General features: G+C 73.6%; 23 protein-coding genes. 14 read left to right on the forward strand and 9 right to left on the reverse strand.

The window, feature by feature from the left end; genetic code table 11:
- Positions 1–136: 136 nt before the first annotated feature.
- The 5 genes from ACWCQK_RS03995 to ACWCQK_RS04015 all read right to left on the reverse strand — a co-directional run bounded on the left by ACWCQK_RS03995 (position 137) and on the right by ACWCQK_RS04015 (position 4,632).
- Positions 137–1,075: a threonine/serine dehydratase gene (locus ACWCQK_RS03995; protein ID WP_451151569.1), complete on the reverse strand. Its 939-nt coding sequence runs from the start codon at positions 1,073–1,075 to the stop codon at positions 137–139.
- 137 nt (positions 1,076–1,212) lie between these two features.
- The gene (msrB, locus tag ACWCQK_RS04000; RefSeq protein WP_451151571.1) at positions 1,213–1,620 is read right to left on the reverse strand and encodes a peptide-methionine (R)-S-oxide reductase MsrB; all 408 of its coding nucleotides are present in this window, start codon (positions 1,618–1,620) and stop codon (positions 1,213–1,215) included.
- A 24-nt stretch (positions 1,621–1,644) separates the two neighbouring features.
- Positions 1,645–3,039, reverse strand: a complete 1,395-nt coding sequence (murC, locus tag ACWCQK_RS04005) for a UDP-N-acetylmuramate--L-alanine ligase (RefSeq protein ID WP_451151573.1) — start codon at positions 3,037–3,039, stop codon at positions 1,645–1,647.
- 75 nt (positions 3,040–3,114) lie between these two features.
- A complete protein-coding gene (locus ACWCQK_RS04010; protein WP_451151575.1) occupies positions 3,115–3,588 on the reverse strand; it encodes an indole-3-glycerol phosphate synthase in 474 nt (157 codons plus the stop codon).
- A 204-nt stretch (positions 3,589–3,792) separates the two neighbouring features.
- On the reverse strand, positions 3,793–4,632 hold the full coding sequence (locus ACWCQK_RS04015) for a pyrimidine reductase family protein (RefSeq protein WP_451151804.1): 840 nt from the start codon (positions 4,630–4,632) through the stop codon (positions 3,793–3,795).
- 35 nt (positions 4,633–4,667) lie between these two features.
- Between ACWCQK_RS04015 and zapE the strand changes: the two genes are divergently transcribed.
- From zapE to ACWCQK_RS04065, 10 genes are all read left to right on the forward strand, one after another.
- On the forward strand, positions 4,668–5,771 hold the full coding sequence (zapE, locus tag ACWCQK_RS04020; RefSeq protein ID WP_451151577.1) for a cell division protein ZapE: 1,104 nt from the start codon (positions 4,668–4,670) through the stop codon (positions 5,769–5,771).
- A gap of 475 nt (positions 5,772–6,246) precedes the next feature.
- The gene (locus ACWCQK_RS04025; RefSeq protein WP_451151579.1) at positions 6,247–6,828 is read left to right on the forward strand and encodes a carbonic anhydrase; all 582 of its coding nucleotides are present in this window, start codon (positions 6,247–6,249) and stop codon (positions 6,826–6,828) included.
- Positions 6,829–7,039: 211 nt separating this feature from the next.
- Positions 7,040–7,855: a slipin family protein gene (locus tag ACWCQK_RS04030; protein ID WP_451151581.1), complete on the forward strand. Its 816-nt coding sequence runs from the start codon at positions 7,040–7,042 to the stop codon at positions 7,853–7,855.
- Between the two features lie 63 nt (positions 7,856–7,918).
- Positions 7,919–8,767, forward strand: coding sequence for a polysaccharide deacetylase family protein (locus ACWCQK_RS04035; RefSeq protein WP_451151583.1), 849 nt, complete (start codon positions 7,919–7,921; stop codon positions 8,765–8,767).
- Positions 8,768–8,785: 18 nt separating this feature from the next.
- Positions 8,786–8,995 (forward strand): hypothetical protein, encoded by a 210-nt coding sequence (locus ACWCQK_RS04040; RefSeq protein WP_451151585.1) that lies wholly within the window; start codon positions 8,786–8,788, stop codon positions 8,993–8,995.
- A gap of 139 nt (positions 8,996–9,134) precedes the next feature.
- Positions 9,135–9,851 (forward strand): aminoacyl-tRNA hydrolase, encoded by a 717-nt coding sequence (locus ACWCQK_RS04045; RefSeq protein WP_451151587.1) that lies wholly within the window; start codon positions 9,135–9,137, stop codon positions 9,849–9,851.
- 147 nt (positions 9,852–9,998) lie between these two features.
- Entirely contained in the window at positions 9,999–11,384 is a 1,386-nt protein-coding gene (locus tag ACWCQK_RS04050) for a DUF692 domain-containing protein (protein ID WP_451151589.1), read from the forward strand.
- Positions 11,385–11,670: 286 nt separating this feature from the next.
- A complete protein-coding gene (locus ACWCQK_RS04055) occupies positions 11,671–12,459 on the forward strand; it encodes a DUF4142 domain-containing protein (protein ID WP_451151591.1) in 789 nt (262 codons plus the stop codon).
- A 155-nt stretch (positions 12,460–12,614) separates the two neighbouring features.
- Positions 12,615–13,391, forward strand: coding sequence for a TIGR04222 domain-containing membrane protein (locus ACWCQK_RS04060; RefSeq protein WP_451151593.1), 777 nt, complete (start codon positions 12,615–12,617; stop codon positions 13,389–13,391).
- Positions 13,392–13,520: 129 nt separating this feature from the next.
- Positions 13,521–15,128, forward strand: coding sequence for an alpha/beta hydrolase (locus ACWCQK_RS04065; RefSeq protein WP_451151595.1), 1,608 nt, complete (start codon positions 13,521–13,523; stop codon positions 15,126–15,128).
- Between the two features lie 4 nt (positions 15,129–15,132).
- Here the strand turns inward: ACWCQK_RS04065 and hemQ are convergent, their stop codons facing one another.
- The gene (gene hemQ / locus ACWCQK_RS04070; RefSeq protein ID WP_451151597.1) at positions 15,133–15,864 is read right to left on the reverse strand and encodes a hydrogen peroxide-dependent heme synthase; all 732 of its coding nucleotides are present in this window, start codon (positions 15,862–15,864) and stop codon (positions 15,133–15,135) included.
- A 4-nt stretch (positions 15,865–15,868) separates the two neighbouring features.
- Positions 15,869–17,320 carry a protoporphyrinogen oxidase gene (hemG, locus tag ACWCQK_RS04075; protein ID WP_451151599.1) on the reverse strand — a complete coding sequence of 484 codons (1,452 nt, stop codon included), beginning with the start codon at positions 17,318–17,320 and terminating at the stop codon, positions 15,869–15,871.
- A gap of 157 nt (positions 17,321–17,477) precedes the next feature.
- On the opposite strand from hemG, the gene ACWCQK_RS04080 reads away from it, so the two are divergent.
- Together ACWCQK_RS04080 and ACWCQK_RS04085 are read left to right on the forward strand one after the other, a co-directional pair.
- On the forward strand, positions 17,478–18,662 hold the full coding sequence (locus ACWCQK_RS04080; RefSeq protein WP_451151601.1) for a DUF4349 domain-containing protein: 1,185 nt from the start codon (positions 17,478–17,480) through the stop codon (positions 18,660–18,662).
- 27 nt (positions 18,663–18,689) lie between these two features.
- The gene (locus ACWCQK_RS04085; RefSeq protein ID WP_451151603.1) at positions 18,690–20,084 is read left to right on the forward strand and encodes an FAD-dependent oxidoreductase; all 1,395 of its coding nucleotides are present in this window, start codon (positions 18,690–18,692) and stop codon (positions 20,082–20,084) included.
- Positions 20,085–20,115: 31 nt separating this feature from the next.
- Here ACWCQK_RS04085 and ACWCQK_RS04090 read toward each other — a convergent pair whose 3' ends face one another.
- Positions 20,116–20,415, reverse strand: coding sequence for a hypothetical protein (locus ACWCQK_RS04090; RefSeq protein WP_451151605.1), 300 nt, complete (start codon positions 20,413–20,415; stop codon positions 20,116–20,118).
- 125 nt (positions 20,416–20,540) lie between these two features.
- On the opposite strand from ACWCQK_RS04090, the gene ACWCQK_RS04095 reads away from it, so the two are divergent.
- Complete coding sequence (locus tag ACWCQK_RS04095; RefSeq protein ID WP_451151607.1) at positions 20,541–21,365, forward strand: rhomboid family intramembrane serine protease; 825 nt, start codon at positions 20,541–20,543, stop codon at positions 21,363–21,365.
- A gap of 6 nt (positions 21,366–21,371) precedes the next feature.
- Here ACWCQK_RS04095 and hemE read toward each other — a convergent pair whose 3' ends face one another.
- Positions 21,372–22,439, reverse strand: a complete 1,068-nt coding sequence (gene hemE / locus ACWCQK_RS04100) for a uroporphyrinogen decarboxylase (protein ID WP_451151609.1) — start codon at positions 22,437–22,439, stop codon at positions 21,372–21,374.
- Positions 22,440–22,566: 127 nt separating this feature from the next.
- Here hemE and ACWCQK_RS04105 point away from each other — a divergent pair, with 127 nt between their 5' ends.
- Complete coding sequence (locus ACWCQK_RS04105) at positions 22,567–23,241, forward strand: DUF3000 domain-containing protein (protein ID WP_451151611.1); 675 nt, start codon at positions 22,567–22,569, stop codon at positions 23,239–23,241.
- Positions 23,242–23,266: the final 25 nt, after the last annotated feature.

Here is a 23,266-nt window from a genome sequence, read left to right on the forward strand (position 1 = left end):
ACCCGGCCCGCGTCGACTCGTCCGCCGTCACGCGTCCGACGTCACACCCGTCCGCCGCCCCCGGCCGTCCACGCGCTGCCGGCCGCGCACTCCCCACCGGCCTCCGACCCATCCCGTCCCATCCCGTTTCGTCCCGTCACAGCAGGCCGCCCAGCGTCCGCGGGTCGGTGTTGCCTCCGCACACGATGACGGCGACCCGTTCGCCCTCGCCCGGTACGTACCCGCCGGAGGTGAGCGCGGCGATCGCCGCGGCGGCGCCGTGCTCCGCGGCGATGCGGTACTCGGACCAGAGGTGGGTGCGGGCCCGGTCGATGGCGACGTCGTCGACGAGCACGCTCGTCGGGCGGGTGCGGCGCGCGATGCCGAAGGCGATGTCGCCCACCCGCCGCGCGCCGAGCGAGTCGGCGGCGATCCCCGACACCGGCACGTCGACGGGGGCGCCCGCCGCGAGCGCGCTGTGCAGCGTGGGGATCGCCGTGGGCTCGACGGCGACGATCCGTGCCCGTCCCTCGGCGGCGGCCGCGACCCCCGCGTACATCCCGCCGCCGCCCACGGCGAGCACGATCGTGTCGATCGACGGGTCGTCCTCCAGCATCTCCTCGGCCATCGTCCCCGCACCGGCCACGATCTCCGGCTGGTCGTAGGCGTGGCAGAACAGCGCGCCCCCCGCCTCGGCGAACTCGACCGCGGCGGTGTAGGCCTGCGCGTACTCGCTGCCGACCTGCCGCACCTTCGCCCCGTAGGCGAGGAGCCGCTCGACCTTCACGGCCGGGGCGGTCTCCGGGACGAACACGGTCGCCGGCACGCCGAGGACCGAGGCCGCGTAGGCGTGTGCCAGACCGGCGTTGCCGCCCGAGGCGGCGACGACGCCGACGACCGGGTCGAGCTCGTCGCGTTCCCGGGCGGCGAGGATGCGGTTGAAGGCCCCGCGCGCCTTGAAGACACCGGTGTGCTGGAGCTGCTCGCACTTCAGCAGCAGTTCCCGGCGGCCGTCGGTGACGTCCACCAGGGGCGTCCGCCGGACGTACCCGCGGATGCGTTCGGCGGCGGCCAGGACGTCGGCACGGTCGATCACGGTCTCTCCTCGGGGTTCGGGCCCGGGGGGCGGCCCCCACAGACCGTTCGTTAGATCACACGCATGGTTCACTACAGTGAACATCGCGAGCGAAGAGCGGGCGGGCCGCCCGTGTACGGCGGCCCGCCCGCGCCGGCTCAGTTCGCGTCCGGCTCCATCCGCAGCGAGATGCTGTTGATGCAGTACCGCTGGTCCGTGGGGGTCGCGTACCCCTCCCCCTCGAACACATGGCCGAGGTGGGACCCGCACCGGGCACACCGCACCTCGGTCCGCACCATCCCGTGCGAGCGGTCCGCGATCAGTTCGACCGCGTCCGTGTCCTTCGGGTCGAAGAAGGACGGCCAGCCGCAGTGCGACTCGAACTTCGTGTCCGAGGTGAACAGCTCGGCACCGCAGGCGCGACAGGAGTAGACGCCCTTGGCCTTGGTGTCGGTGTACTCACCGGTGAAGGCGGGCTCGGTGGCGGCCTGCCGCAGCACGGCGTATTCGGCCGGGGTCAGCTCCGCACGCCACTGCTCGTCCGGCTTTTCGACGTCGTACGACATGAAGCTCAGCCCCTTCGGTTCTGTTCAGGCCCGCGACAGGCGGTCCAGGATCTGCGGGCCCAGGTCCGTCACGTCACCCGCGCCCATGGTGAGAACGAGATCACCGGGCCCGGCCATTCCCGCGACGACCTCCGGGACCTCCGCCTGGTCGTGCACCGCGGTCACGTCGGCGCCCGCCGCCCGCGCGGCCTCGATGATCAGCTCGCTGGTGATGCCGGGGATCGGGTCCTCGCGGGCCGGGTAGATGTCGAGGACGACGGAGGCGTCCGCCAGGGCCAGAGACTGGCCCATCTCCTTGCCGAGCTCCTGGGTCCGGGAGAAGAGGTGCGGCTGGAAGACCACCAGGATGCGCGCCTCGCCGGCCGCGGCCCGCATCGCCTCCAGGTCGGCCGTCATCTCCGTGGGGTGGTGGGCGTAGGAGTCGACGACCTGGACTCCGGCCGCCTCGCCCGTCAGCTGGAGGCGGCGCTTGACGCCGGTGTAGGCGGCCAGGGCCGGGGCCAGCTCGGCCGCCGGCACGCCCAGCGCCACACCCGCCGCCAGCGCGGCCACCGCGTTGCTCGCGTAGTGCCGGCCGGGGACGGAGACGGCGAAGGTGAGCTCCCGGCCCTCCAGCAGGACCGTGACCTCGCTCTTCAGTCCCTGCGGCACGACGGACAGGATCCGGACGTCCGCGTCCTCGGCCTCGCCGTACGTCACCACCCGCACCCCGCTCGCCGCGATCCGGCGGGTCAGCTCCCGCGCGCCCTCGTGGTCCGCCGAGACCACCAGCGTGCCGCCCTCGGTGACCCGTCCGACGAACGTCTCGAAGGACTCGTAGATCTCCTCGATCGACGCGTAGTTCGCGTGGTGGTCGAGCTCCACGTTGAGGACGATCGCCACCTCGGGCGCGTACTTGTGGAAGCTGCGGTCCGACTCGTCCGCCTCGGCGACGAAGATCTCGCCCTCGCCGTGCAGCGCGTTGGAACCGGGGACGTCCAGGTCCCCGCCGATGGCGTACGACGGGTCCAGGCCCAGCGTGCCGAGCGAGACGGCCAGCATCGACGTCGTGGTCGTCTTGCCGTGGGTGCCGGCGACCGCGATCGGCCGCAGGCCGTCCATCAGCCGGGCGAGCGCGTCCGAACGGTGGACGACCGGGATGCCCAGCTCCGCCGCGCGGGCCAGCTCCGGGTTGTCCGCGCGGATCGCCGACGACACCACCACGCAGGTGGCGTCGTCGGCGAGGTGCTCGGCGGCGTGCCCGACGTGCACGGTCGCGCCCAGCGCCCGCAGTGCCTGCGCGGTCGCCGACTCCTTGGCGTCACTGCCCGCCACCTTCGCCCCGCGCTGGGCCAGGATCTTGGCGATGCCCGACATTCCGGCGCCGCCGATGCCGATGAAGTGCGGTCGGTCCATGGCGGTAGGAAGGCCCGGGGCCATGTGCGTCTCCCTGGAGTGGTGCGGCGAACGTGAGCCCTAAGCGTATGGCAGGCCCGACACGGTCACCGGTACCCCTCACGCCTTGCTGTGCGAGAACAGCTTCAGCACCGGCACGCCCACCTTGTGGCGGGCCCTGGACGCCCAGTCCCGGTGGAAGAACTCCTCCACGTAGTGCGGATCGGTCAGGACGATCACCTCGTCGGCCTGGACCTGGTCGACCAGGGCCTTCAGCGCGTCCAGCGGATGGTCCTCGACCAGCCGGCCGTCGGCCTCGCTGCCGGCCCCGCGCAGAGCCGTCAGGGACACCGCCAGCGCCTGCTCGGCAGGCTCCTTGGCCGCCTCCCCCTCCGGCGTCTCGCCCTCCCGGGCGGCGTCGTCGAGGTCGCCGAGCGCGATGTCGTCGATGGCGCGCAGCAGGCGGTCCGCCTGGTCGCCGCGCGGTTGCAGCAGGACGTGGAAGAAGACCGCCTCGTCCCCGTGCAGCGTGGTAACGAACTCCACGTCGGCAGACGTCAGTGCCTTCTCGATCATCAGAACGCTTGTGAACACCAGGCGCCTCTTCTCCTTCGAGAGCCCGGCGGGCCCTCGTCCTCCGTGGGGCCGTACCCGGCCCTGCGGAAACCATCCTGCCCCGTGATCGCACGGGTACTGCCGGATTCAGTGTGCCCGCCGGAAGCTAAACGGAACGGCGTATTCCGCCGCGATGGGAACTGTGGTGCGAACTGTGGTGCGAACCGCGCGCACCGAGGGCCGTCAGGCCCGCCGGTACCGGCTGAACAGGAAGCCGTCCTCCTCCAGTAGGGACACGAGTGCGAAGCGCTGCGGAACCGCGACCCCGGGCCCGCCCGCGACGCGCTGCGCGTCGCCCGCGGTGAGCATCGGGGCGACCGTCAGACACAGCTCGTCGAGGACGCCGGCGGCCACCAGCTGGCCCAGCAGCCGCGGGCCGCCCTCGGTCAGCAGCCGGGTGTGGCCGAGGCCGGCGAGCACCCGGACGGCGCGGGCCGGATCCACGCCGACGCCGTCACCGGCGATCAGCACCCGGACGCCGGCCTTCTCCGCGGCCGAGACCCGGTCGGGGGCCGCGGCGGCGCCGGTGAGGATCAGGGTGGGGACCTCGGGGGCGGTGAACAGCGGCAGCGAGAAGTCGAGGTCCAGGGCGGCCGAGACCACCGCGATCGCCGGGGCAGGGGCCTGCCCGGCCGCCTCGCGCGCCGCCGCGAACTCGGCCCGCGCGCGTGCCGGACGGTACCCCTCCTGGCGTACGGTTTCCGCGCCGACCAGCACGACGTCCGCCAGTGCCCGCAGCGTGCCGAAGATCCGCATGTCGGCCGCGTGGGAGATGGGCTGCGACCGGCCGTCGTGCTGAGCGGCCCCGTCGAGCGTGGACACCATGTTGGCCCGCAGCCAGGGCCGCGGACCTGGCGCCGCGGACCCGGGCGCGGGGGCGGCCTCGGGATAGGCGTAGGCGGCGGCCAGCTCGGCGAGGCCCCACTCACGGTCGGCCCCGTCCTGACCCGCCTCAGGCGCCCCCCGCGTCTCACCGCCGGTCCGGGGTGCTGTCTGGTCGGTCACAGGGAACAGGCGTCGCATGCCGAGCAGTCTGGCACGGCGCATAGAGTTGAACCGTGTCGTCCTCCTCCCCCGCCCCCGGTCTCAGTCCGATAGCCGACGCGGCCCCGCCTTCCCTGTGCGCCCGTGAGCCGCGTGTCCCCGCCGACCGGCTGGTCGCCGAGATGGTGCCGCCGCCGCGGTTCGACTCGGTCCGCTTCGGCACATACATCCCGGACCCGAACCAGCCCAGCCAGACCGAGGCCGTACGGGTCCTCGAGGACTTCGCCGGCGGGCTCGGCGGGGCTGACACCGCCGGAGCCGGCAAGCGGGGGTTCCTGGGATTCGGGAAGGCCAGGGCGCCGAAGGCCCCGACCGGCCCGCGCGGCGTCTACCTCGACGGCGGCTACGGCGTCGGCAAGACCCACCTGCTGGCCTCCCTCTGGCACGCCACCCCGGCCGAGCCCGCGCTCAAGGCGTTCGGCACCTTCGTCGAGCTGACGAACCTGGTCGGTGCCCTCGGCTTCCAGCAGACGGTGCAGACCCTCTCGGGCCACCGTCTGCTGTGCATCGACGAGTTCGAACTGGACGACCCGGGCGACACGGTCCTCGTGTCCACGCTGCTCGGCAAGCTCGTCGACGCCGGTGTGGCGCTCGCCGCCACCTCCAACACCCTGCCGGGCAAGCTCGGCGAGGGCCGGTTCGCGGCCGCCGACTTCCTGCGCGAGATCCAGGGCCTGTCCGCCCGCTTCCGCCCGCTGCGCATCGACGGCGAGGACTACCGCCACCGCGGCCTGCCCGAGGCGCCGGCGCCCTACTCCGACGAACAGGTGACGAAGGCGGCCTACGCCACGGACGGCGCCTCGCTCGACGACTTCCCGCAGCTGCTGGCCCACCTCGCCCGCGTCCACCCCAGCCGGTACGGCGCCCTCACCGACGGTCTGAAGGCGGTGTGCCTCACCGACGTGACCCCGGTGCCGGACCAGTCGACGGCCCTGCGCCTCGTCGTGCTGGCGGACCGGCTCTACGACCGCGAGGTGCCCGTCCTCGCCTCGGGGCAGCCCTTCGACCGGCTGTTCAGCGAGGAGATGCTGAACGGCGGCTACCGCAAGAAGTACTTCCGGGCGATATCCCGGCTGACCGCCCTGGCCCGCGACGCCAAGCGCCTCGTCGAGGGCTGACAGCCGGTCAGGCCTCCCGGACCGAGGGCCGGTTCACGCCGGCCGATCCGCGCGCTTTTCACACTCCCCGCGCGTCGCGACGCCGCGTCGACCCCGCGGACAACTTTGCGGGGTTACGGTTTTCTTGACCAGTCGTTGACCAACCGTTGGTCCGGGCCAGAGGTGTGAACCGCCGGAGGGGAGGCGTGTGTTCCGAGGTACGACGGCCCGGGCCGGGATCCCGCCGCGCGCCGCCCGTCCTGCCGCACCCCGTTCCTCCCCCTCCCCCTTTCACCCTCGACGTCTCCTTCGCCCCCGCGCACCGGCCCCCCGCGACCGGCGTCGCGGACCATCGCCCGTCGAGACCTCGACAGCACACTCTCCACACTCTCCGGCAGCACTTCAGGCCTCCGCTGCCGAGCACGGCAGAGCAGTCCCCCCACCCTGTCCTGCAAGCCCGACGCGCCCCGGCGCGCGCCAGGAGGAGTCACCACACATGCAGCCCCTCATCGACAACGCCCGTACGTTCGGACAGCGCCCTGAGGAGTTCGCCAGGCTCGCCGAGGGCCAGTCCCCCCAGGTCCTTTTCATCACCTGCTCCGACTCCCGGGTCGTACCGGCCCTCATCACGGGCGCCCGCCCCGGCGAGCTCTTCGAGCTGCGCACCGCGGGCAACATCGTGCCCCCGTACGCCCGAAGCCGTCCCACCGGTGAGGCGGCCACCATCGAGTACGCCGTGGAGGTGCTCGGCGTCCAGGACGTCGTCGTCTGCGGCCACTCGCACTGCGGTGCGGTCGGCGCGCTGGTGCGCGGCGACGACCTCGACGCCGTGCCCGCCGTACGCGACTGGCTCGCGCACGCGGCCGGCGACCCGGCGGCCGCGGACCCGGCCGACCCGACGGTCGCCGAGGCCGTGCAGCACCACGTGCTCGCCCAGCTGCTGCGGCTGCGCTCCTACCCGTGCGTGGAGAAGCGGCTCGCGGACGGCCGGCTACGGCTGCGGGGCTGGTACTACGAGGTGCACACCGGCGCCGTGCGCGAACACCGCGCGGACTCCGACGCCTTCGAGGCGCTCTGAGCGCGACCGTGGCCGCGCGCCTGCCGGCGGCCCGGATCCCCCGCTCCGGCAGGATTTCGACACCTCCCTCGTCGCCTTCTTCGCCGCCTTCCTGGCCGCGCTGACGCCGCATGTCGGCGTGGCCGTCGTCGCCGGGGCGTGGCCCCGGACCGGACGGCGGGCATATCGTTGCAGGAGCAGACATTCCGGTCCTCCGCTGAAGGGGGTCGACATGCTCCAGGAGCTGCTGACGGCTGCGGCGGTGGCCGGTTCGGCCGGCGTGGTGTACATCGCCGCGGCCGCGCGGGTCGTCAAACAGTACGAGCGCGGTGTGGTCTTCCGGCTCGGGCGGGTGACCCGCGAGGTGCGCGAGCCGGGGTTCACGATGGTGCTCCCCGCGGTGGACCGCCTGCGCAAGGTCAACATGCAGATCGTCACGATGCCCATCCCGGCCCAGGAGGGCATCACCCACGACAACGTGACGGTACGGGTCGACGCGGTCGTGTACTTCCGGGTCGTCGACGCACCGGCCGCGATCGTCAACGTAGAGGACTACCGCTTCGCCGTCTCGCAGATGGCGCAGACCTCGCTGCGGTCCATCATCGGCAAGAGCGACCTGGACGACCTGCTGTCCAACCGGGAGAAGCTCAACCAGGGGCTGGAGCTGATGATCGACAGCCCGGCCGTCGGCTGGGGCGTGCAGATCGACCGCGTGGAGATCAAGGACGTGTCCCTGCCGGAGTCGATGAAGCGCTCCATGGCCCGGCAGGCCGAGGCGGACCGCGAGCGGCGGGCCCGGATCATCAACGCGGACGCCGAACTCCAGGCGTCCAGGAAGCTGGCGGAGGCCGCCGGGGTGATGTCCGAGCAGCCCGCCGCGCTGCAACTGCGGCTGCTCCAGACGGTGGTGGCGGTCGCCGCCGAGAAGAACTCCACCCTCGTCCTGCCGTTCCCGGTGGAACTGCTGCGCTTCCTGGAGAAGGCCCAGCAACAGCCCGCACCGCCGCCGGCGCCGCCTCCCCCGGGCGGCATTGGCCTGGCCGGGTGAGCCCGGGACGGGCACGGGGCACGGTGGAGGGAATATGGGAATCCTGGACATATCTTCGTATTTATGATCACTCTGGTACGCCGTACCGCCATCGCCTGCGCCCTGGGGGCCGCCCTCGCCGCCTGCGGCACCGCGCCGCCCGCCGCCCCCACCGCTCCCCACCCCGGCCGGCCGGCCCCCTCCGCCACCGTCTCCCGGCCGCCGACCCTCGCCCCGGGGCCCGCCGGACTGACGCCCGTCTTCAAGAACGGTCCGCGCACGCCGGACAAGGTGGTCGCCCTCACCTTCGACGCGGACATGACCGCGGACCAGGGGCCACGGGCGGCGGCGGGCGAGCGGTTCGACAATCCGCAGCTGATCACGACCCTGCGCGCGCTGAAGGTACCGGCCACCGTGTTCATGACGGGCCGGTGGGCCGAGGAGTACCCGGACCAGGCCCGGGCGATCGGGCGGGACCCGCAGTTCGAGATCGCCAACCACTCCTACAGCCACTACGCCTTCACCGACGACTGCTACGGCCTGCCGACCGTGTCCGAGGACCGGATGCGCGCGGACGTGGAGCGGGCCTACACCGCCTTCCGCTCGGCGGGCGTGACCAACGCGATGCCCTACTTCCGCTTCCCCGGCGGCTGCTACGACCAGCGGGCGCTGCGCGCGGTGAACGCCACCGGTGTCACCGCGGTGCAGTGGGACGTGGTGAGCGGGGACGCGTTCGCGACGGACGCGGACGCGGTGGCCCGGCAGGTGCTGGAGGGGGTCAAGGCCGGTTCGGTCGTCGTCATGCACTGCACCCGCAGCGCCGCCCCGGTGACCGAGCGGGCCGTGCGCACGATCGTGCCCGAGCTGCGGGCGAAGGGGTTCCGGTTCGTGAAGGTGTCCCAGCTGATCGGGGCCGCCGACGGACGCCGGTGACCCCCGTAGGCTGGGGGTATGAGTGACCACGACGAGAGCGGCGACCGAGACGGCGACTCGTACTGCCTCACCGACGGGACCGGCCGGCCGCCGACGGCCGACGGGCCGCCGTACGCGGAGTGCGTGCTGTGCCGGAAGCCGACGGAGTACCCGGAGTCGTACCGGGGGATCACGTACTGCCCGGCCTGCGAGTGGCAGGAGGCGCAGCGCACCGCGTGCTCGGGCTGAGCCGGGCACGACGCCCGGCAGCGCCGCGCGCGAGGTGAGCGCGCGGGGCTCGGGAGCGGCGGGAGCGGCGGGCCGCCTCGTCCGGGCGTGGATCGCGTTCCGTCGGGGCGTCTTCCCGCGCCCCTTAAGGTTGACTGTCGTGAGCCATGATCCGACGCCCGTCCCTGACAGCCCCTTCCGGTCCGAGCCCAGCGCCCGTGACCAGGGACCCCAGTACGTCCTGCCGCTCGTCGTACGAATCGAGCGGGCCGAGCCGCCCGCCCGCACGGACGCGCTGGAGACCGCCGCCCGAGCGGTGCTGACGATGCTGGACGACGCGCGGTCGGCCGGCGACGGCGAGTGGGCGCAGGTGATGCGGGACTGGCAGGACGCCCGCATCCGCAAGGTCGTACGGCGGGCGCGCGGCGCCGAATGGCGGCGGGCCGAGACGCTGCCCGGCATCTCGGTCACCGGGAAGTCCGCGGAGGTGCGGGTGTTCCCGCCCGTCCCGCTGGACGGCTGGCCGAAGGAGCTGGCGAAGCTCCAGGTCTCCGGCACCGACCTCGACGACCCGCTGCCGCCCGCCGCGGCCGAGCCCGGCACGCCCGTGCTGTGGCTGAACCCGGACGTGGAGATGTCGGCGGGCAAGGCGATGGCCCAGGCCGGGCACGGCGCCCAGCTCGCCTGGTGGGAACTGTCGGACGAGGAGCGCGGCGCCTGGCGCGACGCGGGGTTCGCGCTCTCCGTGCGCACCGCGGATCCCGTGCGCTGGCGCGAACTGGTCGGCAGCGGCCTGCCGTTGGTGCGGGACGCGGGCTTCACCGAGGTCGCGCCGGGCAGCTGCACGGTGGTCGCGGAGCACCCCGCCCTGCGCTAGCCGGGTCGGGGACGGCTTCGGCCCAACCTCAAATGTTGCTCTGAACCCGGGCGCGATGGGGTTCGGCGCCCGGCGCCCGGGCCATACCCCCGTCACCACCGAGGGGCCCCGACCGGGTCCCGAGCGGGGGTACGGAGGAGGGGGACCGTGGAGCGACTCGGGACGGGAATCGGCTGGCGGCCGGAGATCGCCGACGCCGTGGAGCGCATGCCGGGCATCGACTGGGTCGAGGCCGTGGCGGAGAACCTGTGCTCCGGCCATCTCCCCGACTCGCTGCGCCGGCTGCGCGCACGCGGGGTGACGGTGGTCCCGCACGGTGTCTCACTGGGGCTCGGCGGCGCCGACCGCCCCGACGAGGGACGGCTGACCGCTCTCGCCGAGCGCGCCGAGGCGCTGGGCTCGCCGCTGGTCACCGAGCACATCGCGTTCGTCCGGGCCGGGGGGCCGCTGACGGCCTCCCCGCGTCTGGAGGCCGGCCACCTGCTGCCCGTCCCGCGCACCCGGGACGCCCTCGACGTGCTGTGCGAGAACGTCCGGATCGCGCAGGCCGCGCTGCCGGTGCCGCTCGCCGTCGAGAACATCGCCGCGCTGCTCTCCTGGCCTGGCGAGGAGATGACCGAGGGGCAGTTCCTGTACGACCTGGCCGACCGCACCGGCGTACGGCTCCTCATCGACGTGGCCAACCTGCACACCAACCACGTCAACCGGGGCGAGGACCCGGCCGAGGCGCTCTCCGAACTGCCGCTGGAGGCCATCGCCTACGTCCATGTCGCGGGCGGCTTCGAACGGGACGGTGTCTGGCACGACAGTCACGCCCATCCGGTGCCCCGGCCGGTCCTCGACATCCTGGCCGACCTCGCGTCCCGGGTCTCGCCACCCGGCGTCCTGCTGGAGCGGGACGAGAACTTTCCCGGGGCGACGGAGCTGGAGCGGGAGCTGGGCGCGATCCGGGACGCACTGGAGAAGGGCCGGGAGCAGGGACGGGAGCGGGAGCAAAAGCCGGAGCAGGGACGGGAGCCGGAGGAGCGACAGGGGCGGGGGGTCGTGCGGGTCGACGCCCCCGTGGACGGGTGCGCGCCGGAGACGTCGGAAGGCTCCCGCGTCGGACCCGCCCGGCAGCGCCTGGCCCTCGCCCAGACCGCGCTGCTGTCCGCGCTGGTCGCCGGGACACCCGCCCCCGAGGGGTTCGACCGGGCGCGGCTGGGCGTGCAGGCGCGGTCGCTGGCCGGGAAGCGGGCGGACGTGGTGGCGAAGGTCGCGCCGGAGCTGCCGGAGATCCTGGGCGCCGGCTACCGGCCCGCGTTCCTCGGCTACGCCCGGCGGCGTCCGATGACGGGCGGCTACCGGCAGGACGCGCTGGACTTCGTCGAGCGGCTGCTGCTCGCCGACGGCCCGGCGGACGGGCGGGCCCGGCGGGAGCTGCGGGAGTGGTGGCTGGAACGGTCCGGCCCGGCGCCGCGCTCCGCCCGGCCGGGGGTGCGGCTCGCCCGCGCGACACGTCAGGTGCTGCGCGGACCGCTGAGCCGGCGCTGAGCCGACGGGTGCGCCGCGGGGCGCGCGTACGTCGGCAGGCATGCCGCGGGGGACGGGTACGTCCGTGAGTGTGCCGGGATCAACACCGCACGCCCGGCGCCGGGCCATGACAGCCGGAACGCCCCCTTTCCTTCCGGTATGCACGCCGCCCCGGCCCCACCGTTCGCCCCCAATGTCCGCTGATGCAACACTTCGCCCCCGTACGGCAGTTGGCGTGGAGTCCGCAGTAGCATGCCCATCCCGCACTCGAAGCCCGTCAGCGTGCGGTGCCGTACCAGGAGGCACCATGCGACCCCGACCCCCCGTCGACGGAAGAGGCCTGTTCAGTGGCACCGGCCTCATCATCGCCGGACTGACCGCGACCCTCCTCGCGCTGGTCCTCCCGATCTGGTCGTACACCGACCGGTCCGGGACCGGCGTCGAGGTGCTCGACGCCCAGTCCGTGCCGACGCGCTACGGGCCGCTGTCCGCGCTGGACCGCGAGTTCGTCACGAAGGTCCGGCTGGCCGGGCTGTGGGAGCTGCCCGCGGGGCAGCAGGCGCGGCGAAAGGGCACCACACCGGCCGTACGGACGGCCGGGGAGCACCTCGTCGAGGGACACACGTTCCTGGACGCGCGCGTGCGTGACGTCGCCTCGCGGCTGGGTCTGGCGCTGCCCGACGAGCCCGACGAGCAGCAGCGGGGCCGGCTGGCGGAATTGGACGCGGCGCGGGGCACGGACTACGACCGCCGGTTCGCCAACATCCTGCGGCTCGCGCACGGCAGGGTGTTCCCGGTCGTCGCCCAGGTGCGGGCCGCCACGGGCAACTCGCTGGTGCGCGCGCTCGCCGACGACGCCAACACCACCGTGCTGGACCACATCAAGATCCTGGAGGCCACCGGGTACGTCGACTTCGACGCCCTGGCCCGGGACATGGCGGCCACCGCCACGCCGCCGCCCACCGGCTCCCCGGCACCGCGCGACCCGACGGGCCGCCCGTCGTGGGTCGTCCCCGTGACACCGGCGCCGTTGACCTCCCCTAGCTACTCCCTTCCCCCGGCCGCCTCCAGTCCGCGGCCACGGAACGGTTCCTGAGCCCGCGCACCGGGCACCTCCGCCCGTGCGCGGTGCCGCGCCGTCCCGCGCGCGGGACGGCGGCCGGCAAACGGAACGTCACGGACCGACAACACTCCGTACGGATGGCGGAAAGTGCGTGGCGCCGCCCACTGCCTTTGACATAGAAACGCGGCATGTTCTGGGTCCTTCTGTTGCTGTTGGCATGGGCCGTGGCCGCCACGGCGTGCACACGGCTGTGCCTGGCCGCCGTACGCGCGGCCGCCTCCGACGCGGGCACGGCCCGGGCGTACGATCTGACGCTCTACGAGGCCGCGTTCCTCTCCGGCGGCCCGGCGCGGGTCGCCGACCTGACGCTGGTGTCGATGGCCCGCCAGCAACGGCTGCTGCTCGCGCACACCGGGTGGGCGACCGTCGTCGATCCACGCGGCCGGGACGACATCGAGCGGTCCGTCATCGGGGCCATCGGACCCGAGGGGCAGTCCCGTATCGCGCCGGTGCGGGCCGGCGCGGCCGCCGCCGACGCGGTGCGCACCCTCGCCGACCGTCTGGTGAGCGCGGGCCTGGCGGTGCCCGACGGGGCGCGTACGACGGTGGCGGCGGGGGTCCGCCAGGTGCGGGCCGCCGCGCTGTTCGTGCCGGCGGTGGGCGCCGTCGCGCTGGCGATGCCCGCCCAGCCGGACATGCCGCGCACCCTGGTCGCGCTCTGGTTCGCGCTGCCGCTCGCCCTCGCCCTGAGCTGCCTGGCCATAGCGCGGGTCGAGGTCCACCCGTACTCGCCCTGGGCCTCCCCGGCCGGACAGCGGCTGCTGGGCACCCTGGCGCAGCACACCGGCGGCGCGGGCGACGACCGCACGTATCTCACGTCCGTCGCCGTGCGCGGTGTCCGCGCCATCGGGGAGCCCGAGCTGCGGGCGGCCTTCGAGCAGCGGGCCCAGGACTGGCCCGACTGACGGGCGCCCGCGCCCCGCCGGGGGCGCACGGAGGCATTGGCGCCGACACCGGCGGATGGTGCTTGCCTTCCCCCACACCCCCACGAACCATCCCTTTTGTCACCGCCGTGTGCACCGAAGGGATCCGCGATGAGAGCAGCCGTCGTCTACTCGGCCGCCGGGTCGTTGCTGTTGACCGCCCTCACCGCCGGCCCGGCCGGGGGCAGCCCCGGCGCCTCGGGCGCGGTGGCCGAGCGGGGCGGCACCGCGGTGGCCGCCGCGCGCGCCGCCGCGGCCGGCATCGACTTCGGCGCCTGTACCAAGGAGCAGGACGCGCCGGGCACCCTCCAGTGCGGCACGGTGAGCGTCCCGCTGGACTACGCGCACCCGAACGGCAAGCAGATCAAGCTCACCGTGAGCCGGATGCCCGCCACCCACCGCGATCCGCACAACAGCAAGCGCCGGGTGCCCCGGCAGGGCGCCCTGGTCTACAACCCCGGCGGTCCCGGCGGCTCCGGCATGTACTTCCCGCTGATCGGCGTGGTCCCGGAGTGGAAGCGCATCGCGGCCGGCTACGACCTGGTCGGATACGCCCCGCGCGGGGTCGGCCGGTCCGCGCCGCTGTCCTGCCAGGACGCCCGGCACTTCTTCAAAGGACCCTCGCCCGCGCCGGTCCACCCCTCCGAGTCGTACAAGCAGGAGCGCATCGCCCAGGCGAAGGCCTACGCGAACGGCTGCGCGCAGCGGGCGGGCAGCGCGCTGCGCCACTACACCTCGCTCAACAACGCCCGCGACCTGGACGTCCTGCGCGCCGCGCTGGGCGAGTCGAAACTGACGTTCATGGGTGCCTCGTACGGCACCTACATCGGGGCGCTGTACGCGACCCTGTTTCCCTCGCACGTACGCCGGATGGTGTTCGACGCGGCGGTGAACCCCGCCCCCGAGCAGGTCTGGTACCGCAACAACCTCGACCAGTCGGCGGCTTTCGAGGGCCGCTGGGCGGACTTCCGGGAATGGACGGCCCGGCACGACGACGTGTACGGGCTGGGCACGACGGCCGCGGCGGTGGCGGACAGCTACGAGCGGGCGCGGGCCCGGCTGGCCGCCGAGCCGGCCGGCGGGAAGGTCGGCCCCGGACAGCTGCAGAACGCGTTCCTCCAGGCGGGGTACTACGACGAGTACTGGCCGTCGCGTGCCGGGGCGCTGTCGGCGTACCTGAAGGGCGACCCGCAGCCGCTCATCGACCAGGCGGCGCCGGTCACGGACGCGGCGGCCGAGGCGGAGAACGCGAACGCCGTCTACACGGCGGTGGAGTGCAACGACGCGCCCTGGCCGACGGACTGGAAGGTGTGGGACCGGGACAACACGCGGCTCGCGCGCGTGGCGCCGTTCGAGACCTGGGACAACGTGTGGGCGAACCTGCCGTGCGCGTTCTGGCCGGCGCCCCGGCAGCAGCCGCTGGACGTGCGGACCGGGCCGGGCGAGCTGCCGCCGACCTTGATCCTGGCCGCCGAACGGGACGCGGCGGCGCCCTACGACGGCGCCCTGGAGCTGCACCGGCGGCTGGCGGACGCGGTGCTGGTCACCGAGCGGGACGCCGGCGCGCACGGCGTCGGCGGCGGGCCCAACCGCTGTGTCAACGGCTACCTGGACGCGTATCTGCTGGAGGGCCGGCTTCCGGTGCGGCACGCGTCCTGCGCACCGCACCAGGAGCCCAAGGCCCAGCCGCCGAAGGACCGGGCCTCGGGCGGGAACTGAGGGATCAGGCGAGGCCCGCGACCAGCTCGGCGAGGTCCTTGCGGCGGCCCGTGTAGAACGGGACCTCCTCGCGGACGTGCATACGGGCCTCGGAGGCACGCAGGTGGCGCATGAGGTCGACGATGCGGTACAGCTCGTCGGCCTCGAAGGCCAGGATCCACTCGTAGTCGCCGAGGGAGAACGAGGCGACCGTGTTGGCGCGGACGTCCGGGTAGCCGCGGGCCATCTTGCCGTGGTCGGCGAGCATCCGGCGGCGGTCCTCGTCGGCCAGCAGGTACCAGTCGTAGGAGCGCACGAAGGGGTAGACGCTCACGTAGTCGCGGGGCGTCTCGTCGGCGAGGAACGCCGGGATGTGCGAGCGGTTGAACTCGGCGGGGCGGTGCAGCGCCATGTTCGACCAGACCGGGTCCAGGGACCGCCCCAGCTTGGTCCGGCGGAAGAGGTTGTACGCCTCCTGGAGCTGGTCGGCGGTCTCGGCGTGCCACCAGATCATGACGTCGGCGTCGGCGCGCAGGCCGGACACGTCGTAGGTGCCGCGGACGGTCACGTCCTTGGCGGCGAGCTGGTCGAACAGCTCCTGGACCTCGTCGGCGTAACCCGCGCGGTCCTCGGGCAGCACGTCCTTCAGCCGGAAGACGGACCACAGGGTGTAGCGGATGACCTCGTTGAGGTCCTTGGCCAGCTTGCCCTTGTTCGGGATCCTGCCGGACTCGGTGGTGGGGGCGTCGTCACTCATGAGGCTATTCTCCCGCTCCGCCGTGCAGGCTCTGCACCGGGTGGGCGGTGAGCTCCCGCGTCCGGCGTGCGTCGCCGTGCAGCTGGTCCACCGCCGCGTAGGCGCTCGCGATACAGGCCGGGATGCCGACGCCGTCGTACACCGCGCCGCACACGGCCAGCCCCGGGAGGCCGGCGACGTGCTCGCGGATGCGGGCCACGCGCGCGTGGTGGCCGACCGGGTACTGGGGCAGGCCGTCGGTCCAGCGGGTGACGCGGGTCTCCAGCGGGGTGGCGTCGAGGCCGGTGGCGGCCTTCAGGTCGTGCCGGGAGACGTCCACGAGAGCGGCGTCGTCGCGTCCCAGGATCTCCGTCTCGCCGTACCGCCCGACGGAGGTGCGCACCACGACGACCTCCGGGTCCTCGTCGGCGATCCAGCCCCATTTGCCGGAGGCGAACGTGGACGCCTTGATGGTGCGCCCGTCGACGGGCGGGACGAGGAAGCCGCTGCCCTCGGGCAGGGCGGTCTCGCCGCGTCGGTAGGCGAGGGTGACCAGGGCCATGGAGGCGTAGTCCACGCCTGCCAGTTCGGCGGCGGCCCCGGGGGCGTCGGCGCGCAGCAGCCGGGCCGCGGCCGGGGCGGGAACGGCGACGACCACGGCGTCGGCCCGCTCGGTGCGGCCGTCGGTCAGGACCTCCCAGCCGGTGCCGGTGCGGCGCAGGCCGTGCGCCGGACTGTTCAGGCGGATCTCGCCACCGCGGGACCGCACCGAGTCGGCGACGGCGAGCGGCAGCCGGCCCACTCCGCCGACGAGGCCCATGAAGACGGGCCCGGCCGGCTGGTTCGCCGCCGCCTTCGCCTGGATCTCGCGGACCGCCTCCGTCAGCGAGTCGTGGGTCAGCGCGGCCTCGAACAGCTGCGGGACGGCCGAGCGCATCGAGATGCGGTAGGCGTCGCCCGCGTAGACCCCGCCCAGCAGGGGTTCCACCAGGCGGTCGACGACCTCGCGGCCGAGCCGGGCCGCCACGTACTCCCCCACCGCCATGTCGTCGCCGACCTCGGTGCGCGGCAGGTCGGCGTCGCGGTCGATGCGGGCGAGGCCCTCGTCGGACAGGACGCCGGCCAGCGCGGAGGCGGTGCCGGGGACGCCCATCACATGGCCCTTGGGCATCGGGCGCAGGGCGCCCCGGGTCCAGATCGAGGCCGTCGCGGTGGCCGGCGGCCGCAGCAGGTCCGTGAGACCCGCCTCGCGCGCGAGCGCGACCGCTTCCGGTCTGCGGGCGAGCATCGACTCGGCCCCCAGGTCCACGCGCACCCCCGCGATCTCGCCGGGCAGCAGCTTGCCGCCGACCCGGTCGGACGCCTCCAGCACGGTCACGCGCGCACCGCGCTCCAGCAGCCGGTGCGCGGCGGCCAGCCCCGCGATCCCGGCCCCGATGACGACGACGTGCCTGGTGCCCGTACCCGTTGCGCTCATGTCGTCCACTCTCTCAGACCCCGCTGACACCCCCGCCCGGCCCCGGTGTCCTGCGCGAGTCCTGACCGTGACCGCATCGGAACCGACCGCCGCCAACGTCCCGGGCCGTCCAGGCGTCGAAGGATCGTCACTCGTCACGACCCGGGGGGAGACCCACATGCCCGCACGCCGTTCCGCACCTCGTTCCGCGGCCCGTCCCACATCCCGTTCCGCGGCCCCTTCCGTCCCGCGCCCCGTCCAGGCCCTGGCCGGGCTGCTGCTCGCCTCCTCCCTCGCCCTCGCGGGGTGCAGCGCCGGCGGGGGCGACAACCGCTCCGCCAGTTCCGCCGACAAGGCCGCCGTCGCACCCGGGGCCCAGGCCGCGGAGGGCGCGGCGGACAGCAGCCAGGGATCCGGTGCCAAGGCCGAGACGCCGACGCGGCTGCCCGTGAGCCACATCATCCGCACCGCCTCCCTGACGGTGCGGGTCAAGAACGTGCCGAAGGCCCTCGACGCGGCCCGCACCAGCACCGTGAACGCGGGCGGCTACGTCGGCGACGAGACCACCACCCGCGACGAGGACAGCGGCGAGCAGACCCGGGTCGTCCTGCGGGTGCCCGTCGAGCGGTACGACGCCGTCCTCGCCGACCTCGAGGGCACGGGCAAGCTCCTGGAGCGCACGGCGAAGGCCCAGGACGTCACGGACCAGGTCGTGGACGTGGACAGCCGGATCAAGACGCAGCGGGTCAGCGTGGCCCGGATCCGGGAGCTGATGGACCAGGCGACCAAGCTCAGCGACGTGGTCGCCCTGGAGGGTGAACTGAGTTCCCGCGAGGCCGACCTGGAGTCGCTGCTGGCCCAGCAGTCGTCCCTGAAGGACCGCACGAGCATGGCCACCATCACCCTCTTCCTGTCCGGGACGCCGGTGACGAAGGTCGAGAAGAAGGACGACCCCGGGTTCATGGACGCGCTCCGGGGCGGCTGGGACGCGTTCGTGACGATGCTGCGCTGGATCGCGATGGCGTTCGGCGCGGTGCTGCCGTTCGCGGCGGTGGCGGCACTGCTGGTGCTGGTGTGGCTGCGCCTGGTGCGGCCCCTGCGGTCGCGCCGCATCGCGGCACAGGGCGGCGCGGCGCAGGCCGGCGGAACGCAGGGGATCGGGACGCAGGGCATCGGGACACAGGGCGTCGGAACGCAGGGCATCGGGACACAGGGCGTCGGAACGCAGGGCATCGGGGCGCAGGGCGTCGGGGCACAGGGCGTCGGGGCACAGGGCGTCGGGGCGCAGGGCACGGAGTCGCGCGGTGCCGAGTCGCGCGGTGCCGAGTCGCACGGTACCGAGGGCAGGGCTGAGCGGGACTGAAATGCCTTCTGCCCGTAGCGTGTTCGTATGAGCATGAGCGGTGAGAGCCCTCGGGCAGAGCGACTGGTCGTCATCGGCGGGGACGCCACGGGAATGTCCGCGGCGTCCCAGGCCCGCCGCCTGCGGGGCCCCGGCGAGCTGGAGATCGTGGCCTTCGAGCGCGGCCACTTCACCTCCTACTCGGCGTGCGGCATCCCGTACTGGGTGGGCGGCGACGTCGGCGACCGGGACCAACTGATCGCGCGTACGCCGCAGGAGCACCGTGAGCGGGACATCGATCTGCGGCTGCGCACCGAGGTCACGGAGATCGACGTGGCCGGGCAGCGGGTACGCGCGCGTGACGTCGACACCGGCGCCGAGTCCTGGACGCCGTACGACAAGCTGGTGATCGCGACCGGTGCCCGGCCGGTGCGTCCCGAGATGCCGGGCGTGGACGCGCCGGGAGTGCACGGGGTGCAGACCCTCGACGACGGCCAGGCCCTGCTGGACACCCTGGCACGCACGCGTGGCCGGCGCGCGGTGGTCGTCGGCGCGGGCTACATCGGCGTGGAGATGGCCGAGGCGCTCATCAACCGCGACTACGAGGTTACGGTCCTCAACCGCGGCAAGGAACCCATGTCGACGCTCGACCCCGACATGGGACGTCTGGTGCACCGGGCCATGGAGGGCCTGGGCATCACCATGGTCAACGACACCGAGGTCACCAAGGTGCTCACCGGTGACGACGGCCGGGTGCGGGCGGTGGCCACCGAGGACGCCGAGTACCCGGCCGACGTGGTCGTGCTCGGTATCGGCGTACGCCCGGAGACGACCCTGGCGCGGGCGGCCGGACTGCCCCTGGGCCATCACCACGGCCTGCTCACCGACCTGGCGATGCGGGTGCGCGGCCACGAGAACGTCTGGGCCGGCGGTGACTGTGTGGAGGTACGGGACCTGGTCTCCGGCCAGGAGCGTCATATCGCCCTGGGCACGCACGCCAACAAACACGGCCAGGTCATCGGCAGCAACGTCGGCGGCGGTTACGCCACCTTCCCGGGCGTCGTCGGCACGGCGGTGAGCAAGGTCTGCGACCTGGAGATCGCGCGCACCGGGCTGCGCGAGAAGGACGCGCACCGCGTCGGCCTGCGGTTCGAGGCGGTCACCATCGAGTCGACCAGCCGCGCGGGCTACTACCCGGGCGCCTCCGCCATGACCGTGAAAATGCTCGCCGAGCACCGCACGGGGCGGCTGCTCGGCGTGCAGATCGTCGGCAGGGAGGGCGCGGCGAAGCGGGTCGACATCGCCGCGGTGGCCCTCACCGCCGGCCTGACGGTGGAACAGATGACGGCCCTGGACCTGGGGTACGCGCCACCGTTCTCACCGGTGTGGGACCCGGTCCTGGTGGCCGCCCGCAAGGCCGCGGCGGCGGTACGCGCGCGATAGCCGTCCGCGCGCGGCGGCCGGCCCGCGGCCCTCAGGCCGTGCCGCTGATCCGGGGCAGGGAGGCCACGGACGCGGTCGCGGCCGTGCCGGCCGTCGGCTGCTCGGCCGCGGGCCTGGCGTGCGCGGCCGCCGGCCGCGTGGTCCGCAGCCGGTTGCTCACCGCCTCGTCGAGCGTCACCGGCCGCTGCATCTGGGCGGCGAGCCGCCCCGCCTCCTGGCCCAGCCGGGCGACGTCCTCCCACGGCAGCCGCACCACCAGGGAGAGCTCCGCCTCGCCGTCCGGCATGGCCTGCATCGCGGGCAGGGCCTGGGGAGTAACTCGCTCGTTCATCGCCTGATCCTCACGTCGTCCCCGCGTCACGCCTTCCCCGCACCGCGGGCGGTTGACGTGACATACGCACGCCCGTGGGCACCCGTTCACCGGTTCGACCGGCCCATCGCGGGCAGAAGTCCCTTGTGGTCATCCCTGTTCATGACGTGAACCCCGTGCGCCGTACCCCCTGGGTGACGTACGCGCTGATCGCCGCGAACGTCCTCGTGTTCCTGTCCATGCCCGGCATAGCCGGGTCGCTGGCGGGCGGCAGCGATCTGGCCCGGCTCTGCCATCTCCAGGCCTTCCTGGACCAGTACGCGGCGGTGCCGAGGGAGTTGATCCACCATCAGCTGCCGCAGACCGTCCCGACGGGCGACATCGGGGTCGGCGCGCAGGGCCCGGGCTGTGTGGCCGGGCCACCGGACTACGACAAGTCGCCGCCGCTGTCCGTGCTCACCGCGCTGTTCCTGCACGGGAGTTGGCTGCATCTGCTGGGCAACATGCTGTTTCTGATGATCTTCGGGAACAACATCGAGGACCGCATGGGACACATCCGGTTCACGCTGTTCTACGTCGCCTGCGGCTACGCGGCCTCCTACGGCTTCGCGCTGCTCAACGACGACTCGACCGACCCGCTGATCGGCGCTTCCGGAGCGATCGCCGGTGTGCTGGGCGCCTATCTGGTGCTGTATCCGAAGGCACGGGTGTGGGTGCTCGTCCCGTTCCTGGTCTTCCTGCCGCTGCGGCTGCCGGCCTGGCTGGTGCTGGGCTTCTGGTTCGTGCTCCAGGCGGTGTACTCGTCCGGCGAGGGCGTGTCCGAGGTGGGCACGGTCGCGTACGCGGCACACGTCGTCGGTTTCCTCGCCGGGATGCTGCTGGCCTGGCCGCTGCGCCCGGGGACACCGCCGCCTCCGGAGCCGCGTGGCCTGCTGTTCGGCAGGCGGGCGCGGCCCCGGCACACGTGGTGAGGCCGCTCAGCGGGCGGTGCGGGTGTGGACGTACTCCACGAGACGGGTCAGGGCGTCCGGGTCGGTGGACGGCATGACACCGTGACCGAGGTTGAAGACGTGGCCCTCCAGGTGCGCGGCGGAGTCCAGGACCTCCCGCGTCCTGGCCTCGACGGCCTCGCGGCCGGCGAACAGGACGGTCGGGTCGAGGTTGCCCTGGAGCGCCTTGCCGGGCCCGACCCGGCGGGCGGCCTCGTCCAGCGGCACCCGCCAGTCGACGCCGACGACGTCCGCGCCCGCCTCGCCCATCAGCCCGAGCAGTTCCCCGGTGCCGACGCCGAAGTGGATGCGCGGGACGCCGTACTCCTCGACCGAGCGGAAGACCTTGGCGGAGGCGGCCATCACCGAGTGCCGGTAGTCCGCCGGGGCCAGCGCTCCGGCCCAGGAGTCGAACAGCTGGACCGCGCTCGCGCCCGCCTCGATCTGCACCCGCAGGAACGCGGACGTGATGTCCGCGAGCCGGTCGAGCAGGTCGGCCCACAGCTCGGGGTCGCCGTACATCATCGCCTTGGCGTTCTCGTACGTGCGCGACGGGCCGCCCTCGACGAGGTAGCTCGCGAGGGTGAAAGGCGCGCCCGCGAAACCGATGAGCGGGGTGGCGCCGAGTTCGGCGGTGAGCAGGCCGATCGCCTCGGTGACGTAGGGCACGTCCTCCGGCGTCAGGTCGCGCAGCCGGGCCAGGTCGGCGCGGGTACGGACGGGGCGCTCGACGACCGGTCCGACACCGGGCTTGATGTCGAGGTCGACGCCGATGGCCTTGAGCGGGACGACGATGTCGCTGAAGAGGATCGCCGCGTCCACGTCGTGCCGGCGCACCGGCTGGAGCGTGATCTCGGTGACCAGCTCGGGGCGCATGCAGGAGTCCAGCATCGCGATGCCCTCGCGCACCTTGCGGTACTCCGGCAGCGAGCGCCCGGCCTGCCGCATGAACCACACGGGCGTGTGCGGCACGGACTCACGCCTGCACGCCTTCAGGAAGGGGCTGTCGTACGTTGCTGTCGGCTGCTTGCCCGTGGGGCTTCCGTTGGCACTCACGACGGCAAGTCTCGCACGGCGAGGAGGCGCCCCGGGCCGGGGTACGCGGCCCCGTGCACCGGGGTGCGGGGTGCCGTGGGGGTGTCTTGCCCTGCACGAAGGCCCGGTTCCCCTTAATCTTCCCCGCATGGCTGCGGCTCAGGGACGACTGTCGGACGGCGCTGGCGACATGGACGACGCGAAGGACACCGGGGAGGGCGCCCGGCATGCGAGCACGGCTCCGCCGCCCTTCCGGGCCGCGGTGGAGGCGCTCAGAACCGCGCGGCTGCGACCGCAGATCGAGGCGGAGCCGACGCCTGCCCCGCAACGGCTGGCGCCGTTCGCGTACGCGCTGGAGGCCGCGGTCGTCGACGGCGACCAGGATCTGGCCGACGGCCGGCTGGTGCTGCTGCACGACCCGGCCGGGCACGACGCCTGGCACGGCACGTTCCGGCTGGTGACGCTGGTGCGCGCGGAGCTGGAGGCGGAGATGGCGTCCGACCCGCTGCTGCCCGAGGTGTGCTGGTCGTGGCTGACCGGCGCGCTCCAGGCGCGGGGCCTGACGTACGGCGAGCCGAGCGGCACCGTCACGCGCGCCAGTTCCCACTACTTCGGCGGACTGTCCGCACGCCCGGCGGCCTCGCAGATCGAGATCCGGGCCTCCTGGACGCCCCGGGAGGGTCTGGGCGGGGTGCCGGACGCGGCGGCCCATCTGGCGTCCTGGTGCGATCTGCTGGCTCAGGTCGCGGGCCTGCCGCCGGCCGGTCCTGGCGACGCGTCGGTGGTGACGCTGCCACAGCGGCGGGGGCCGGACTCACGGTGACGCCCGCCCGGCGCGGCTGCGGCGA

This window comes from Streptomyces sp. NPDC002306 (assembly GCF_053593435.1).